The sequence below is a fragment of the Streptomyces sp. CNQ085 genome, from assembly GCF_022614595.1.
In the GTDB taxonomy this organism is placed as follows: Bacteria; Actinomycetota; Actinomycetes; order Streptomycetales; family Streptomycetaceae; genus Streptomyces.
In genome coordinates this window covers 1-15,148 of sequence record NZ_JAJFAU010000027.1, presented here as the reverse complement: position 1 = coordinate 15,148, position 15,148 = coordinate 1, and the positions used below count along the sequence as shown (strand labels likewise).

The 15,148-nt window shown below is 73.1% G+C and carries 16 protein-coding genes; 5 read left to right on the top strand and 11 right to left on the bottom strand.

Annotated elements, in window-relative coordinates:
* Positions 1-18 precede the first annotated feature (18 nt).
* On the top strand, positions 19-831 hold the full coding sequence (locus LJ221_RS07640; RefSeq protein ID WP_241714863.1) for a LysR family substrate-binding domain-containing protein: 813 nt from the start codon (positions 19-21) through the stop codon (positions 829-831).
* Positions 832-969: 138 nt separating this feature from the next.
* Positions 970-1,719, top strand: coding sequence for a TipAS antibiotic-recognition domain-containing protein (locus LJ221_RS07635; RefSeq protein ID WP_241714861.1), 750 nt, complete (start codon positions 970-972; stop codon positions 1,717-1,719).
* A 72-nt stretch (positions 1,720-1,791) separates the two neighbouring features.
* Here the strand turns inward: LJ221_RS07635 and LJ221_RS07630 are convergent, their stop codons facing one another.
* Both LJ221_RS07630 and LJ221_RS07625 read right to left on the bottom strand, forming a co-directional pair.
* Positions 1,792-2,364, bottom strand: a complete 573-nt coding sequence (locus LJ221_RS07630; protein WP_241714859.1) for a histidine phosphatase family protein — start codon at positions 2,362-2,364, stop codon at positions 1,792-1,794.
* A 72-nt stretch (positions 2,365-2,436) separates the two neighbouring features.
* Positions 2,437-2,856: a GNAT family N-acetyltransferase gene (locus tag LJ221_RS07625; RefSeq protein ID WP_241714857.1), complete on the bottom strand. Its 420-nt coding sequence runs from the start codon at positions 2,854-2,856 to the stop codon at positions 2,437-2,439.
* A gap of 198 nt (positions 2,857-3,054) precedes the next feature.
* Here LJ221_RS07625 and LJ221_RS07620 point away from each other — a divergent pair, with 198 nt between their 5' ends.
* On the top strand, positions 3,055-3,276 hold the full coding sequence (locus tag LJ221_RS07620; protein WP_101257188.1) for a DUF1918 domain-containing protein: 222 nt from the start codon (positions 3,055-3,057) through the stop codon (positions 3,274-3,276).
* 40 nt (positions 3,277-3,316) lie between these two features.
* Here the strand turns inward: LJ221_RS07620 and LJ221_RS07615 are convergent, their stop codons facing one another.
* Entirely contained in the window at positions 3,317-4,573 is a 1,257-nt protein-coding gene (locus LJ221_RS07615) for a glycoside hydrolase family 10 protein (RefSeq protein ID WP_241714855.1), read from the bottom strand.
* Between the two features lie 415 nt (positions 4,574-4,988).
* Between LJ221_RS07615 and LJ221_RS07610 the strand changes: the two genes are divergently transcribed.
* The gene (locus LJ221_RS07610; RefSeq protein ID WP_241714852.1) at positions 4,989-5,846 is read left to right on the top strand and encodes a 3-hydroxybutyryl-CoA dehydrogenase; all 858 of its coding nucleotides are present in this window, start codon (positions 4,989-4,991) and stop codon (positions 5,844-5,846) included.
* 99 nt (positions 5,847-5,945) lie between these two features.
* Here LJ221_RS07610 and pheT read toward each other — a convergent pair whose 3' ends face one another.
* From pheT to infC, 7 genes are all read right to left on the bottom strand, one after another.
* The gene (pheT, locus tag LJ221_RS07605; protein WP_241714850.1) at positions 5,946-8,465 is read right to left on the bottom strand and encodes a phenylalanine--tRNA ligase subunit beta; all 2,520 of its coding nucleotides are present in this window, start codon (positions 8,463-8,465) and stop codon (positions 5,946-5,948) included.
* The gene (pheS, locus tag LJ221_RS07600; protein ID WP_241714849.1) at positions 8,465-9,592 is read right to left on the bottom strand and encodes a phenylalanine--tRNA ligase subunit alpha; all 1,128 of its coding nucleotides are present in this window, start codon (positions 9,590-9,592) and stop codon (positions 8,465-8,467) included. Before pheS ends, pheT begins: the two co-directional genes overlap by 1 nt.
* Positions 9,593-9,770: 178 nt before the next feature.
* The gene (locus tag LJ221_RS07595) at positions 9,771-10,922 is read right to left on the bottom strand and encodes an ATP-binding protein (RefSeq protein ID WP_374228399.1); all 1,152 of its coding nucleotides are present in this window, start codon (positions 10,920-10,922) and stop codon (positions 9,771-9,773) included.
* Positions 10,923-10,963: 41 nt separating this feature from the next.
* Entirely contained in the window at positions 10,964-11,821 is an 858-nt protein-coding gene (locus tag LJ221_RS07590; protein WP_241714848.1) for an RNA methyltransferase, read from the bottom strand.
* 132 nt (positions 11,822-11,953) lie between these two features.
* Positions 11,954-12,337: a 50S ribosomal protein L20 gene (gene rplT, locus LJ221_RS07585; RefSeq protein ID WP_241714847.1), complete on the bottom strand. Its 384-nt coding sequence runs from the start codon at positions 12,335-12,337 to the stop codon at positions 11,954-11,956.
* A 136-nt stretch (positions 12,338-12,473) separates the two neighbouring features.
* The gene (gene rpmI, locus LJ221_RS07580) at positions 12,474-12,668 is read right to left on the bottom strand and encodes a 50S ribosomal protein L35 (protein WP_093850868.1); all 195 of its coding nucleotides are present in this window, start codon (positions 12,666-12,668) and stop codon (positions 12,474-12,476) included.
* A 136-nt stretch (positions 12,669-12,804) separates the two neighbouring features.
* Positions 12,805-13,443: a translation initiation factor IF-3 gene (gene infC, locus LJ221_RS07575; protein WP_241714846.1), complete on the bottom strand. Its 639-nt coding sequence runs from the start codon at positions 13,441-13,443 to the stop codon at positions 12,805-12,807.
* 350 nt (positions 13,444-13,793) lie between these two features.
* Between infC and LJ221_RS07570 the strand changes: the two genes are divergently transcribed.
* Complete coding sequence (locus tag LJ221_RS07570; protein WP_237879704.1) at positions 13,794-14,189, top strand: DUF1844 domain-containing protein; 396 nt, start codon at positions 13,794-13,796, stop codon at positions 14,187-14,189.
* 86 nt (positions 14,190-14,275) lie between these two features.
* Here LJ221_RS07570 and LJ221_RS07565 read toward each other — a convergent pair whose 3' ends face one another.
* Positions 14,276-15,016: an SseB family protein gene (locus LJ221_RS07565; protein WP_241714845.1), complete on the bottom strand. Its 741-nt coding sequence runs from the start codon at positions 15,014-15,016 to the stop codon at positions 14,276-14,278.
* Between the last annotated feature and the right edge of the window lie 132 nt (positions 15,017-15,148).

The window sequence follows — 15,148 nt, the reverse complement described above, 5'->3', positions numbered from 1 at the left end:
CCCCGGTAGCCTGGCCCGGTGAACGGCTCGGAAACATCCTCCTCGTTCCGGCTCGCGTACGTCCCGGGAGTGACGCCCACCAAGTGGGTGCGGATCTGGAACGAGCGACTGCCGGGTGTCCCGCTCGACCTCGTCCAGGTGCCCGCCGCCGGGGCGGCCGGCGTGCTGCGCGACGGCGGCGCCGACGCGGGCTTCCTGCGGCTGCCCACCGACCGTACGGATCTCAGCGCGATCCCCCTCTACACCGAGACCACGGTGGTCGTGGTCCCCAGGGACCACCTGGTGACCGCCGTCGAGGAGGTGTCCGCCGGGGAACTGGACGAGGAGACCGTGCTGCACCCCCTCGACGACACCCTGGAGTGGGAGCGCCCGCCGGGGCGGCCCGCCTTCGAGCGCCCCGCCACGACGGCGGACGCCATCGAGCTGGTGGCGGCGGGGGTGGGACTGCTCGTCGTGCCGCAGTCGCTCGCCCGGCTGCACCACCGCAGGGACCTCACCTACCGGCCCGTCACGGACACCCCCCGGTCACGCGTCGCACTGTCGTGGCGGGAGGACCGGACCACCGATCTCGTGGAGGACCTCATCGGGATCGTCCGGGGCCGGACCGTCAACAGCACCCGGGGCCGCCGCCCCGCCGCCGAGGAGGCCGGGCCGGGCGGGCGGGAGAAGCGGGACAAGGAGAAGCCTAGGCGCCCGGACGGGGGTGGCGCGCGGCGGAAGTCCGTGGGAGGCGGGCAGTCCGGCCGGGACGTCCGGCGCGGCTCCGGAGGCTTGAGGGGTTCCGGCGGTGCCGGGGGCGGTCGTCGCGGCAGGCCCCGTCGCAGGTCGTAGCGCCTTCACCGCACCCCTCACCGCGCCTCTCGCGGCCTTCGGGGACGGACCCCGGTGCCGGGCTTGCGGTTGACGCCGCGTAAACCCCTAGCGTCGTCGGCACCGACCAGATCACCGAGGCCCCGGAGGCGGCAGGCGATGGAATGGTCCATTCAGGAGATCGCCCGTTCGGCCGGGACCACCAGCCGCACTCTGCGCCACTACGACGCCGTGGGGCTGCTGCGTCCCAGCCGGGTCGGGCACGGCGGGATCCGCTACTACGACGAGCGCGCGCTGGTGCGACTCCAGCGGATCCTGCTGCTGCGCGAGCTCGGCCTGGGGCTGACCGCCATCTCCGAGGCGCTCGACGGGCAGCGGGACGCGGCCGCCGCGCTGCACACCCATCTGGAGCTGCTCGAACGGGAGCGGGAGCGCCTGGGCCGGCGGATCGAGTCGGTGCGGAAGACGTTGGCCAGGATGGAAGGAGGCGAGCCCCTGATGCCCCAGGAGGCTCTCGACGGTTTCGACCATACCGAGTACGAGGACGAGGTGATCGAACGCTGGGGCCGCGACGCCTTCGAGCGTGGCGACCGCTGGTGGCGCTCGCTGACGGAGGAGAGCAGGAAGGCCCTCCAACAGCGCCAGACCGACATCTCCACCGACTACGCCCGCGCCCACCGGGCCGGTCTCGCACCGGACAGCGAGGAGGTACTCGCGATCACCCGGCGGCACTACGAGTGGGTGTCCGCCGGCTGGCAGGGCAGGCGCCCCGGTGCGGAGCAGTTCGCCGGGCTCGGGCAGATGTACGTCGACGACCCGCGCTTCACCGCCGCCTACGACCGGTACGGCGAGGGCACGGCGGCCTTCGTCCGGGACGCCATGGGCGCCTACGCCGAGCGGGAGCTGTAGGCCTCCCCGAGCGGGAGAGGCGGGGTGCGGCGGGAACGCCGCACCCCCCCCCCCCCCCCCCCCCGCCGCACGTCAGTGGTCCATGGCCAGCGTCCAGTCCCCCGCCCGCCCGGCCAGAGTGACCGACGACAGCGGCCGGACGTCCACCCGCCAGTAGGTGTGCGGCGGCGCCTTCAGCGCGTACACCGCGGCCGCGCGCAGCACCGTCGGCTCGACGACCGCAGCGATCAGGGCGTCGCCCTCGCCGCCGGGCCGGGTGTCGAGCCATTCACCGATGCGCAGGATGAAGGAGAACAGCGACTCGCCCCCGTGCGGAGTGGCGTGGGGGTCGGCGAGCCAGATGTCCACGGCCCGCGACTCGATCGCGGCGACCTCCCTGAGGGTGTGTCCGCGCCACCGGCCCATGTCGCACTCGCGCAGCGCGGGCTGGGCCAGCGGCCGCATCCCCAGGACGCCCCCGGTCTCGCGGCAGCGCATGGTCGGGGAGCAGTAGCGCAGCTCGGCGCCCGCCAGGTGCGCGTACGCCGGGATGGCCCGCTCGGCCTCCCACCACCCGGCGGCGTCCAGAGGACGGTCGTCCTCGAAGCGCACGTCCAGCGGGGACGAGCTCCGGGCGGCGGCGAGCAGCGTGATCCGCAGGTGCATTACCGGATGGTAGAACCGTGAACCGGATTGTTCGACGGTCGGGCACGGACTGTTTTCGGACGTATGCCCGGATCACCCGGGGACCAGCGCCATCAGCTGCCCCGGAGCCGCCGGCCGGCGGAAGCCGAGGCCCTCGTAGAGGCCGTGCGCGTCCTCGGTGGCCAGCAGCACCCGCCCCAGCCCGCAGGGCTCCAGTTCCGCGAGCGCGGCTCCCACCAGCGCCTTCCCAAGGCCCCGGCCACGGGCGGCGGGGGCGACGTAGACGTCGCACAGCCAGGCGAAGGTGGCCCGGTCGGTGACCACTCGCGCATAGCCGAGCTGCTCACCGGTGTCCCGGTCGTACGCCCCGAGGTTGAGCGAGCCCGCGATGGCCGTGTCCTGTTTCACACGACTGCGGCCCAGCGCCCAGTAGGCGTCGGTGGACAGCCAGCGGTGGACGCGGGCGGCGTCGAGGCGGGCGGGGTCGGTGGAGATCTCGTACGGGATGCTCATGGCTGGAGAGCCTGGCAGCCCCGGTGCGGCCCGTCGACCGGTTTTGCCCCTCCCTCCGTCTCCCCTCCGTCTCCCCTCCGTCTCCCGTCCGTCTCCCGTCCGTCTCCCCGCTTCCGCGCTCGCGGGCGCACGGCCGCCTTCCGCCTCTAGAATCGGAATGAACAGGATTTTCTTCTTTATACGGACAGGAGACCGCCGATGCAGGCGAACGCGGGAGACCTGCTGCTGGTCCATGGCAGGTTCGTGGGGCAGCACGAGAGGGTCGCGGAGATCATCGAGGTACTGGGCACGAACGGCGAGCCGCCGTACCGGGTCCGCTTCGAGGACGGACACGAGACCGTGATGTCGCCGGGGCCCGACTCCGTGGTGAGGCACCACGGCGAGCCCCTGCTGGAGCACGGCGAGCCCCGGCGCCGCTGAGGCCGGGGCCCCACGCCGAACGGGGGAACACGCGGGAGCGCTAGCGGGGTGCCCGCACCGGACGGTCGTAGTGGTCCTCCACCACCCGGCTCATCGCTCCGATCGGGTCCGCGGCGACGTGTCTCGCCGAGAAGTAGGCGTTGCCGCGGACCTCGGGGTGGCGGCCGCAGAACGTCAGGTGGCGGGAGAGTTCGGCCGGATCGTGCCAGGCCGGCCCCTGGGCCGGGTCACCCGCCTTGTACAGCGCCTCGCCGATGTGGAGTTCGACGCCGGTGCCCCTCACCACGTCGGCCCACCAGGGCACCAGCTTCGCGTAGTCGGCGGCGGCGAAGCCGATGTCCCAGTACACCTGCGGCACGATGCAGTCGATCCAGCGCTCACGCACCCACTTGCGGGTGTCGGCGTACAGGTCGTCGTAGGTCTCCACGCCCGCGCGGGTGTCGGAGCCCTCCGGGTCGGTGCCCGCGTTGCGCCACACGGCGAAGGGGCTGATCCCGAAGCGCACGCGCGGTTTGGTCCGCCTCAGGCGCAGCGCGGCCTCCCGGACCAGCCGGTCGATGTTGTCGCGCCGCCAGTCGGCCCGGTCGGCGAAGGCCGCGCCGTACCGCTCGTAGGCGGCGTCGTCGTCGAAGACCTCGCCCGCCACCGGGTACGGGTAGAAGTAGTCGTCCCAGTGCATGCCGTCGATGTCGTAGCGCTCCACCGCGTCGAACATCGCGTCCTGGACGAAGGCACGCACCTCGGGGAGCCCGGGGTTGTAGTAGAGCTTGCCGCCGTAGGCCACCACCCATTCCGGGTGGTGGCGCGCGGGGTGGGAGTCCGCCAGCCGCGCGGGGTCTGTGTGGTTGGCCACCCGGTAGGGATTGAACCAGGCGTGCAGCTCCAGCCCGCGCCGGTGGGCCTCGCACACGGCGAAGCCCAGCGGATCCCAGCCGGGGTCCTCGCCCTGGGTGCCGGTGAGATACTGCGCCCAGGGCTCGTACGGCGAGGGCCACAGGGCGTCCGCAGTGGGCCTCACCTGGAAGAACACCGTGTTGAGACGGCGCTCGACCGCCGTGTCCAGGTGCGCCAGCAGCTGTCTTCGCTGCTCGGCCGCGGCGAGCCCGGGCCTGGCCGGCCAGTCGATGTTGGCGACGGTCGCCACCCACACTCCGCGCAACCGCTGACCGGCCCGGTGCCGGCCGCTCCCGCCCCGCACCCCCGCCGACGCCGCTCCCGCCCCCGGGCCGGTCAGCAGCGAGCCGGAGAGCACCCCGACCGCCGCCGCGCCGAAGGTCCTCCGAGGGAAAAGCCCCATGCTGCCTCCTCCTGGCGACGACTCACTCGATCATCCCGGCCGGGTATCCGGGCGGCAACCGCACGTAGCGGACGCGTGAGCGCCCGTCGGCGCCGCACCACCCGCGTGGTCGACCCCGTCCGAGAATGCCGTGCCCATGCCAAGAAAGAGTCGACGGCCGCCTCACCGGCGGCGCCGGCCCGGCCGGAGGATGACCGACCGCCTCCGTGAGCCCGGCCCCGGCCGGCCCCGGGATTCCGAGGCCCGGGCGATCCCCGCGTCACGAGCCGGTCTTCCGGACGGCCGGTCGGCGGGGACCGCCGAGCCCCGGCCGCCCGTTTCCCCGGCTCGACGCGGTAACGTCGGTCGGCGAGGCGCTGCGGCCGGAACCGTACGGGGCGGCGTCGCGGACCAGTGGACCAGCGAAAGGCACGATGTGACCGACATCGAACGCGTCGGAGTGGTGGGCTGCGGCCAGATGGGCTCGGGTATCGCCGAGGTCTGCGCACGGGCCGGCCTGAGCGTCATGGTCGCCGAGACCACCGGCGAAGCCCTGGAGATAGGCCGTACCCGGCTGGTGACCTCCCTGGAGAAGGCCGCCGCACGAGGCAAGATCAGCGAGGTGGAGCGCGACGCCACCCTGGAGCGCCTCTCCTTCACCACCGACCTCGGCGAGTTCGCCGACCGCGATCTGGTGATCGAGGCGGTCGTGGAGAACGAGCAGATCAAGACCGAGATCTTCCAGATCCTCGACCAGGTGGTGACCAGCCCGGACGCGATCCTGGCCTCCAACACCTCCTCCATCCCGCTGGTGAAGCTGGCCGTGGCGACCTCCCGTCCGGACCGGGTGATCGGCATCCACTTCTTCAACCCCGCGCCGGTGCAGCGGCTGGTGGAGCTGATCCCCGCGCTGACCACCTCCGACGACACCATCGCGCGGGCCGAGACCGCGGTCGTCAAGCTGCTGGGCAAGCACGCCATCCGCGCCCAGGACCGCTCGGGCTTCGTGGTCAACGCACTGCTGATCCCGTATCTGCTCTCGGCCATCCGGATGTTCGAGACGGGCATCGCCAGCCGCGAGGACATCGACAACGGCATGGAGATGGGCTGCGCGCACCCCATGGGGCCGCTCAAGCTCGCCGACCTCATCGGCCTGGACACGGTCGCCTCGGTCGCGTACTCGATGTACGAGGAGTACAAGGAGCCGCTGTACGCCGCACCGCCGCTGCTGCAGCGGATGGTCGACGCCGGCCGCCTGGGCCGCAAGACCGGCGCGGGCTTCTACACCTACTGAGATCCGCCGCACCTGGCGGGGTGCCCCCCCCTGAAAGGGGGCGCCCCGCCGTCGGCGTTCCGCGTCCTCTCCGCCTCCGTCCCGGCGGACGGAAGACGGCTAAGCGCCGCGCAGCACCGCGCCGGTGCGCTCGACCGCCGCGGCCACCGCCGCCTCGCGGGCGGCCGTGGTCTCCTCGGCCGTCAGCGTGCGGTCGGGTGCGCGGAAGCGCAGGGCGTAGGCCAGGGACTTCCTCTCCTCACCGAGCTGCTCGCCGGTGAAGACATCGAACAGCCGCAGCGACTCCAGCAGCTCGCCCGCGCCCTCGCGCAGCGCCGACTCGACCTCGGCCGCCGGGACGGAGGCGTCCACCACCAGGGCTACGTCCTGCGTGGCCACCGGGAAGGTGGACACGTGCGGGGCCCGCGGAGCGCCCGAGGAGGCCCGCTCCAGCAGATCGAGGTCGATCTCCATGGCGCAGGTGAGGGCGGGCAGCTGCATCATCTTGATCACGCGCGGATGCAGTTCGCCGGCGTGCCCGACCAGAGTGCGCCCGCCGTCGGCCTCCGCGTACAGCGCGGCGCAGCGCCCCGGGTGCCAGGGGGCATGCCGGTCGGCTTCCACGATCAGCTCCGCACCGGCCTCGCGGGCGACGGTACGGGCCGCCTCGACCGCGTCGGCCCAGGTCGCCGGGCGACCCTTGCCCCACCAGCCGGCCTGCTCGCGCGCACCGGCCAGGACGACCGCGGCCCGGCGCGGCTGCTCGGGCAGCGTGGCCCGGAGGGAGGCGAGCTCCTCGTCCGTGGGGCGGCGGTCGACCGGCAGCCGGACGGCGGCGGTCTCCTGCCCGGTGGGCCGGAAGACAAGGCCGGTCTCGAAGAGCGCGAGCCCCCCGTGACCGCCCTGGGAACCCCGGCCGTCGTTGCGGCGCAGCGCGGCGAGCAGTCCGGGCAGCAGCGTGGTGCGCAGCACCGGCTCCTCGTCGGAGAGCGGGTTGACCAGCCGTACGGTGCGGCGGCGGGGGTCGTCCGCCTCCAGACCGAGCCGGTCGAAGGCGGCGTCACCGACGAACGGGTAGTTCGGCGCCTCGACGTATCCCGCTCCGGCCAGGGCCCGCCCGACCCGGCGGCGCAGCCGCTGCCGCTCGGTCAGGCCGCGGCCGGAGGGCAGACGCGGCAGGGTGGAGGGCAGGGCCTCGTAGCCCTCCAGCCGCATGACCTCCTCGGCCAGGTCGTTGGGGTCGGTCAGGTCCGGCCGCCACGACGGCACGGTCACGGTCAGCTCGTCGGTGCCGTAGACGTCGCAGCCCACGTCCTGCAGCCGGCGTGCCACGGTCTCGCGGCCATAGGCCACGCCCGCGACCCGGTCCGGGTGGTCGGCGCGCATCCTGACGGTACGCGGACCGCTGGGCGAGACGACCTCGGTCACACCTGCCTCCGCGGCGCCGCCCGCCAGCAGGATCAGCAGGTCGACGGTGCGCTGAGCGGCGGCGGAGGTGGCCTGCGGGTCGACGCCTCGCTCGAAGCGCCTGGACGCCTCGGAGGAGAGCCTGTGGCGGCGGGCGGTGCGTGCGATGGAGATCGGGTCGAAGTGCGCGGCCTCGATCACGATCTCGGTGGTGCCCGCCGCCTCCTGCGCGTCGGCGATCTCGGTGTCGGCTCCGCCCATCACACCGGCCAGGCCGACCGGTCCGGTGTCGTCGGTGATGACCAGGTCCTCGGGATGCAGCTCACGCTTGGTGCCGTCGAGAGTGGTGAGCTTCTCCCCCGGCCGGGCCCGGCGCACACCGATCGTCCCGCTGAGACGGGAGCGGTCGTAGGCGTGCAGGGGCTGGCCGAGTTCGAGCATCACGTAGTTGGTGATGTCCACGGCCAGCGAGATCGGGCGCATCCCGGCCTTCTGCAGCCGCCGCTGGAGCCAGATCGGGGAGCGGGCGTCGGGCCGCACGCCGGTGACCATGCGGGCGGTGAAGCGGTCGCAGCCGCGCCGGTCGTCGATCCTGACCGGGTGGCCGTGCTCGTTGGGCACGGGGACGTCCAGCAGCGCCGGGTCGCGCAGCGGCAGACCGTAGGCGGTGGCCACCTCGCGGGCGACACCGCGCATGGACAGGCAGTAGCCGCGGTCGGGCGTGACGGCGATGTCGAGAACCTCGTCGACCAGTTCCAGCAGTTCGATCGCGTCGGCGCCCACCTCGTGCTCGGGCGGGAGCACGATGATGCCCTCGTGGTCGTCGCTCATGCCCAGCTCGCTGGCCGAGCAGATCATGCCCTCCGACAGCTTGCCGTAGGTCTTGCGGGCGCTGATCCGGAAGTCGCCGGGCAGCACGCCGCCGGGCAGGATCACCACGACCTTGTCGCCGACGGCGAAGTTGGTGGCGCCGCAGACGATGTTCTGCGGCTCACCGGTTCCGTTGGCCTCCCCGACGTCGACCTGACAGTAGCGGATCGGCTTCTTGAAGCCGGTCAACTCCTCGATCGCCAGGACGCGGCCGACGACCAGCGGCCCGGTGATGTCGGCACCGAGCCGCTCGACGGTCTCGACCTCCAGACCGGCCGCGATCAGCTTCGCCGCGACATCGCGGCCGGTCTCACCGGCCGGCAGGTCGACGTACTCCCGCAGCCACGAAAGCGGGGCCCGCATCAGATCTCCATCCCGAACGGCCGGGTGAACCGGACGTCGCCCTCGACCATGTCTCGCATGTCCTCGACGTTGTGGCGGAACATCAGCATCCGCTCGATACCGAACCCGAAGGCGAAGCCGCTGTAGCGCTCCGGGTCCACACCGCAGGCGGTCAGCACCCGCGGGTTGACCATGCCGCAGCCGCCCAGCTCGATCCAGCCCTCCGACGAACAGGTGCGGCAGGGGCGGTCGGGGTTGCCGACGGACTCCCCGCGGCAGGCGAAGCACACCATGTCCATCTCGGCGGACGGCTCGGTGAAGGGGAAGTACGACGGGCGCAGCCGGGTGCTCAGATCCTCGCCGAACAGGGATTTGACCATGTGGTCCAGGGTGCCCTTGAGGTCGGCCATGGTCAGGCCCTCGTCCACGGCGAGCAGCTCGACCTGGTGGAAGACCGGGGTGTGGGTCGCGTCCAGCTCGTCGGTGCGGTATACCCGGCCGGGGCAGATCACGTACACCGGCGGTTTCCGCTCCAGCAGGGAGCGGACCTGCACCGGCGAGGTGTGGGTGCGCAGCACGACCCCCGACTCCCCCTCGCCGGAGCCGTCCGGGCCCTGGACGAAGAAGGTGTCCTGCATGGTGCGGGCCGGGTGGTCCGGGATGAAGTTGAGGGCGTCGAAGTTGAACCACTCGGCCTCGGCCTCGGGCCCCTCGGCGACCTCGTAGCCCATCGCGACGAAGACGTCCTCGATGCGCTCGGACAGTGTGGTCAGTGGGTGGCGGGCGCCCGTGGGGACGCGGTCGAAGGGCAGCGTGACATCCACCGCCTCCTCGACCAGCACGCGCTCGTCGCGCTCGGCCTCCAGTTCCTCCTGGCGCCGCTTGAGGGCCTGGCCCACCGCGCCGCGCGCCTGGCCGACGCGCCGGCCGGCCTCGGCCTTGGCGTGCGGCGGGAGGGCGCCGATCTCTCGGTTGGCCAGTGCCAGCGGTGAGCGGTCGCCCGCGTGAGCGGCCTTCACCTCGCGCAGCGCCTCCAGATCACCGGCGGCGGCGATCGCGGCGAGGGCCGCGTCCCGTGCCCGGTCGATCTCTTCCGGTTTCAGTGCCTCGACCTCTACGGGGTCGTACGACTTGTTGGGTGCGGACATCTCTTCCCGTGCTTTTCGCTTGGCCCGTGGTTTCGGTTGGTTGCTTCGCCCCGCTTCGGCGCTTCGGCACCCTGGTGTCTCGGCGGAGCCGGTCCCCGGGCCGCTCGAAGGTACCGGCTGTCGAGTCTACGGGGCGAGGAAGATCGCCACGGACCCGGAGGAACCCGCGGGTGCCCGCTCAGGCCATGAAGGCCGGGACGCCCGCGGGCAGGGTGAACCTGAACTCGGCGCCGCCCGCGGGCGAGCGGCCGACCGTGATCGCCCCTCCGTGGGCCTCGACGATGCCCTTGACGATGTACAGGCCCAGACCGGTGCCACCGCGCTTGCTGCCGCGCCAGAAGCGGGTGAAGACACGGCTCATCGACTCCTCGGGGATACCGGGACCCTCGTCGCTCACCGTGACCGCCGTCCCTTCGTCGCCCGTCCTCGTCCGTGCCGGTGCCACCTCCATGGTGACCGTTCCCTCACCGTGTCGCACGGCGTTTTCCAGCAGGTTGCCGAGCACCTGGTCGATCTTGTCGGGGTCGGCCCACAGCGGCGGGAGCGGAGTGACGATCCTGCGGGCGAAGCGCTCCCGGGGCCGGCCCGCGGCGACGTGGGCCCGGATGTGCCGCTCCACGGCGGCGGCCATGTCGACGGGCTGGCGGTGGATCTCCAGCCGCCCGGAGTCGATGCGCGAGATGTCCAGCAGTTCGGCGATGAGCCGGGTGACGCGGTCGGCGTCGGCGTCCACCGTCTCCAGCATCAGCCGCTTCTGGTCGTCGGTGAACCTCTCCCACTTGGCCAGCAGCGTCGCGGTGAAGCCCTTCACCGAGGTCAGCGGTGAGCGCAGTTCGTGGGCGACGGTGGCGATCAGCTCGGCGTGGCTGCGCTCGGTGCGCCGCCGGGCCTCGGTGCCGCGCAGGGTGACCACCAGCCGCTGCACGGGGCCGGCGGGTCGGGCGCGGACGTACCGGGCGGAGACCAGGACCTCCCGGCCTCCGGGGAGTAAGAGGTTGCGCTCGGGCTGGCCGGTGCGGATGGCCAGACCCCCGTAGGGGTCGGTGACCTTCCACCAGCGGCGTCCCTCCAGGTCCTCCAGGGGCAGGACCTGCTCGACGGGACGGCCCAGCGCGTCCTCGCACGGCAGCGCGGTGATGCGGGCGGCGGCGGCGTTGAAGCAGACGACCCGGCCGCGGGCGTCGGCGACGACCAGCCCGTCGGGGAGATCGTCGGGAAGCACCGCCGCGCCGCCGGGCCGCTGCGGTTCCTGCCGGGCGGGGCGGACACGGGACGCATGGGGCGCGTCGGGCGGGGCGCCGCCCTGCCTGCCGGATGTCCTCACGTCCACTCCCGCTCGCACCCCCTTCGGTTCCCGGGGCCGCCACCCTACTAGCCCGGGGTGACGCTGCGGCACCCTCCGGGTGCGCGCTGCGCACGGGCCGAGGCGTAGAGGCACACCGCCGCGGCGGTCGCGAGGTTCAGACTCTCCGCGCGCCCGTGGATGGGTACGCGCACCGCCTCGTCGGCCAGTGCGCGGGTCTCCTGGGGCAGTCCCCACGCCTCGTTGCCGAAGAGCCACGCGGTGGGGCCTCCCATGCGGCCCTCGTCCAGCTCGGTGTCCAGATCGTGCTCGCCCGCGCCGTCGGCGGCCAGCACCCGTACACCCGCCTCGCGCAGCCCGGCCACGGCCCGCTCCACGGGGACGCCGACGGCGACGGGCAGGTGGAAGAGACTGCCGACGGAGGCGCGTACCGACTTGGGGTTGTACAGGTCCACCGAGGCGTCGGTGAGCACCACCGCGTCGGCCCCGGCGGCGTCCGCGCAGCGCAGCACCGTCCCGGCGTTCCCCGGATCGCGCACGTTGGCGAGGACGGCGACCAGCTTCGGACGGGCGGCCAGCACCCGGTCGAAGGGCAGGTCGAGGAAGCGGCAGATCCCGACCAGCCCCTGCGGGGTGACGGTCTGCGACAGCTCCGCGATCACCTCGTCGGTGGCGGTGCGGACACGGGCCCCGGCGGCGCGGGCGTCGGCGACGATGTCGGCGTGCCGCTCGGCGGCCTCGGGGGTGGTGAACAGCTCGGTGAGCGTGGGCTCACCGCCGCCGCGGTGGCCGACCGCCTCGCGTACGGCCTGGGGCCCCTCGGCAAGGAAGCGGCGCTCCTTGCCGCGGGTGCTGCGGCGTGCCAGCCGCCGGACGGCGGTGACGCGCGGGGAGCGCGGGGAGGTCAGTTCCGGGGCGGCGGCCATGGCGCGGCGTTCTCGCTTCTCGGGTCTCTCGGGGCTTCCCGGCGGGCGTACCGGACAGGGCGGACGGGCCGGGGCGGACGACCGGACCCGCGGGCTCGGCGGCCCGCGGGTCCGGTGGTGTCCCTGCCGTCGTCAGGCGGCCTTGGGGGCGTTGACGTCGCTCGGCAGCGCCTTCTGGGCCACCTCGACCAGCGCGGCGAACGCGTTCGGGTCGTTGACCGCGAGATCGGCCAGGATCTTGCGGTCCACCTCGATCTCGGCGGCCTTCAGACCCTGGATGAAGCGGTTGTAGGTCATGCCGTTGGCGCGGGCGCCGGCGTTGATCCGCTGGATCCACAGCTGCCGGAAGTCGCCCTTGCGGCGCTTGCGGTCGTTGTAGTTGTAGACCAGGGAGTGGGTGACCTGCTCCTTCGCCTTGCGGTACAGGCGGGAGCGCTGGCCGCGGTAACCGCTGGCCTGCTCGAGGATCGCCCGGCGCTTCTTGTGGGCGTTGACCGCCCGCTTGACGCGTGCCACGTGAATTACTCCTTGTCGCGGGGCCGGTGTGGTGGTCCGGCTGCCGTGCTGCGGCGCCGCCGGCCCGAAGGTTCGATGGGGTCCCGGTGTCCGGTGTCCTGCCCGGCCGATCACGGGGATCAGCGGGCGGCAGGGCTCACTTGCCGAGAAGCTTCTTGATCTTCTTGGCGTCGGCCGGAGCCATCTCGGTCTTGCCTGCGAGGCGGCGCGTCAGCGTGGACGGCTTGTGCTCGAGAAGGTGGCGGCGGCCGGCGCGCTGGCGCATCACCTTGCCGGAGCCGGTGATCTTGAAGCGCTTGCTCGCACCACTGTGCGTCTTGTTCTTCGGCATGTCGCCGTTCTCTCCTCGTCGGTGGCGCCGCCGGAGCCGGCCGTGGGCCGGCGTGCGGGCAGCGTCAGCTGTTTCGGTTGCTGTCCGGGCCCTGGAAGGGCCCGTGCGATCGGCGGCCGGCTCCGCGGCCGCCGGATCACGCCTCGGCGTGTTCCTCGGCAGGGGCCGCGTTCCCCTGCTGCTGGCGCTCCGCCTTGCGGGCGGCCTGCGCCTCACGGGCTTCGGCCATCGCCTCGGTCTTCTTCTTGTGCGGACCGAGAACCATGATCATGTTCCGGCCGTCCTGCTTGGGGTTCGACTCGACGAAGCCCAGGTCCTGGACGTCCTCCGCGAGGCGCTGGAGCAGCCGGTAGCCCAGCTCGGGACGGGACTGCTCACGACCGCGGAACATGATCGTGATCTTGACCTTGTCCCCCTGCTTGAGGAACCGGACGACATGACCCTTCTTGGTGTCGTAGTCGTGCGGATCGATCTTCGGCCGGAGCTTCATCTCCTTGATGACCGTGTGCGCCTGGTTCTTGCGCGCCTCACGGGCCTTCATGGCCGACTCGTACTTGAACTTTCCGTAGTCCATGAGCTTGCACACCGGCGGACGGGCGTTCGCCGCGACCTCGACCAGGTCGAGGTCGTACTCCTGGGCAAGCTCCAGGGCCTTGGCAAGCGGCACGATGCCGACCTGCTCGCCACTGGGACCGACGAGTCGCACCTCGGGGACGCGAATCCGGTCGTTGATGCGGGGCTCGGCGCTGATGGGGCCTCCTCGGTTGCGCCACACGGATGCCTGGCGGACAGCCGCGCACGGTTGCTTTGGTGTGACCACCGAGCCGGAACGCGAAAGCGCCCCGGACGGAACGCAGGCGGGGCTCCTCATTGACCGGGAGCACCGCCGCATACACCGCGGGGCGCAGCCTGACCTGTGACCCGCCGACTCCGGGGTCGGTCGGGTGGGAGCTTCGGAGCCTCCACTTGCGGGCCGGATCACACATCTGTCCCCAGAGGGTGGTCCGGCCGGTCGATATCCCAGCATAGCAGGGCCGCGAAGAAGTTCCTCCCCCGGTGTCGCACGCGTGCGCGACGGACGGAGCCTAGGCTGAAGCGCACCCGATCGGCAGGAAGCGGAGAACGATGAGCGACGACAGCGGCACCCCCACTCCCTCCCCCGGCGCCGCCGGAGGGGCCGCGGGGGCGGCCGACTTCGAGACGATGACCCGCGACATCGCGGACGTGCCCGCGGTCGAGGTGATCACCACGGTCGCGGTCCACCTGATGAGCTCGGCCGCGGTCAACCTCGGTCTGGCCGAGGGCGGCGAGGACCACAAGGACCTGGACGAGGCCCGCAAGCTGATCCAGGCGCTGGCCGGGCTTGTGACCGCCGCCGCCACCGAGATCGGCTCCTACCACGCCGCTCCGCTGCGCGACGGCCTGAAGTCGCTCCAGCTCGCCTTCCGCGAGGCGTCGGCGGTTCCGGACGAACCGGGTCAGGGTCCGGGCGAGAAGTTCACCGGTCCGGTCATCGGCTGAGGGGAGCCGCCTCCTGCGGGCCGCCTCGGTCGGGCGGCCCCCGCGGCCGGCCGTTCGGCCGCGCTCCGGCCCGTTCCGGCGGTGGCTCAGCCTCGGTCGTACAGCGGGCGCCCCGGCAGGGCTCCCTCGGGCGGCAGCAGTGCCAGGTCCAGGCCGCGCACCAGGCGCGTGCGCAGCGTCTCGTCCGTCGCGAGCGCGGCGGCCACCCGCCCGGCCGTCTCGCGCGGCGGCGCGGCCGGGTCCAGACGCAGGGCCAGGACACCGTCGGTGCCCCGGCCGGGACCCAGCCGGGCGGCGCTCACCGCGGGCTCGGCGGCCAGCACCGTGCGCAGCGCCCCGAGGACGGCCGGGTCCTCCAGCGGATCGGCGGTGGTGGTGCGGCCCTCGGCGAGCGCCGCCAGCGCGGGGCCGGTGAGCTGGTAGGTCACCGGCCCGGCCAGATCCAGTACGAGGGTGTCGGCGCCCTCCTGGGCGAGGGCCTGGAGGGCCTGGCGCAGGGGGACGGCGACGGGGCGGGCCTCCGGGCGCCAGCGGGCCAGACTGTCGGTGGAGGTGAAGGCCGGCAGGGCCTTCCGCCCGCCCGGTGCGTTGAGCGTGGGGACCGCCATGTCGCTGGTCTTCTCCCGCCGCAGACCGTCCTCGCCGGTCTCCACCTCGCCGAGGACGGCGACCACCGGCACCAGCAGCCGGGCCTCCGCCAGGGCGGCCAGCACCCCGGGCTCGGCGGTGCGGTCCTGCGCCCAGGCGGCCAGCGCCCGGGCGAGTGCGGGGTCGGCCGAGCCGTCGTCACCGGAGAATCCGGGATCGGGGATGTTCTTGAGCGCCACGCGTCCGAGGGTAGCCGCCCGGGTCAGACGGCCCGCCACCCGGCCCGCCCCCCGGCCCGCTCCGCGCTCCGCCCTGCCGGCCGGTCGCCCCAGTACAGCAGCACGGCGCAGAGCACCAGCAGCAGGCCGGCG

Excerpts from the sequence above, each read along its gene's own strand:
- pheT (WP_241714850.1), bottom strand. The coding sequence starts at position 8,465 with ATGCGGGCCCCGCTTTCGTGGCTGCGGGAGTACGTCGACCTGCCGGCC.
- LJ221_RS07615 (WP_241714855.1), bottom strand. The coding sequence starts at position 4,573 with ATGGGGCTTTTCCCTCGGAGGACCTTCGGCGCGGCGGCGGTCGGGGTG.
- rpmI (WP_093850868.1), bottom strand. The coding sequence starts at position 12,668 with ATGCCGAAGAACAAGACGCACAGTGGTGCGAGCAAGCGCTTCAAGATC.
- pheS (WP_241714849.1), bottom strand. The coding sequence starts at position 9,592 with ATGTCCGCACCCAACAAGTCGTACGACCCCGTAGAGGTCGAGGCACTG.
- LJ221_RS07570 (WP_237879704.1), top strand. The coding sequence starts at position 13,794 with ATGAGCGACGACAGCGGCACCCCCACTCCCTCCCCCGGCGCCGCCGGA.
- LJ221_RS07625 (WP_241714857.1), bottom strand. The coding sequence starts at position 2,856 with ATGAGCATCCCGTACGAGATCTCCACCGACCCCGCCCGCCTCGACGCC.
- LJ221_RS07620 (WP_101257188.1), top strand. The coding sequence starts at position 3,055 with ATGCAGGCGAACGCGGGAGACCTGCTGCTGGTCCATGGCAGGTTCGTG.
- LJ221_RS07635 (WP_241714861.1), top strand. The coding sequence starts at position 970 with ATGGAATGGTCCATTCAGGAGATCGCCCGTTCGGCCGGGACCACCAGC.
- LJ221_RS07590 (WP_241714848.1), bottom strand. The coding sequence starts at position 11,821 with ATGGCCGCCGCCCCGGAACTGACCTCCCCGCGCTCCCCGCGCGTCACC.
- LJ221_RS07630 (WP_241714859.1), bottom strand. The coding sequence starts at position 2,364 with ATGCACCTGCGGATCACGCTGCTCGCCGCCGCCCGGAGCTCGTCCCCG.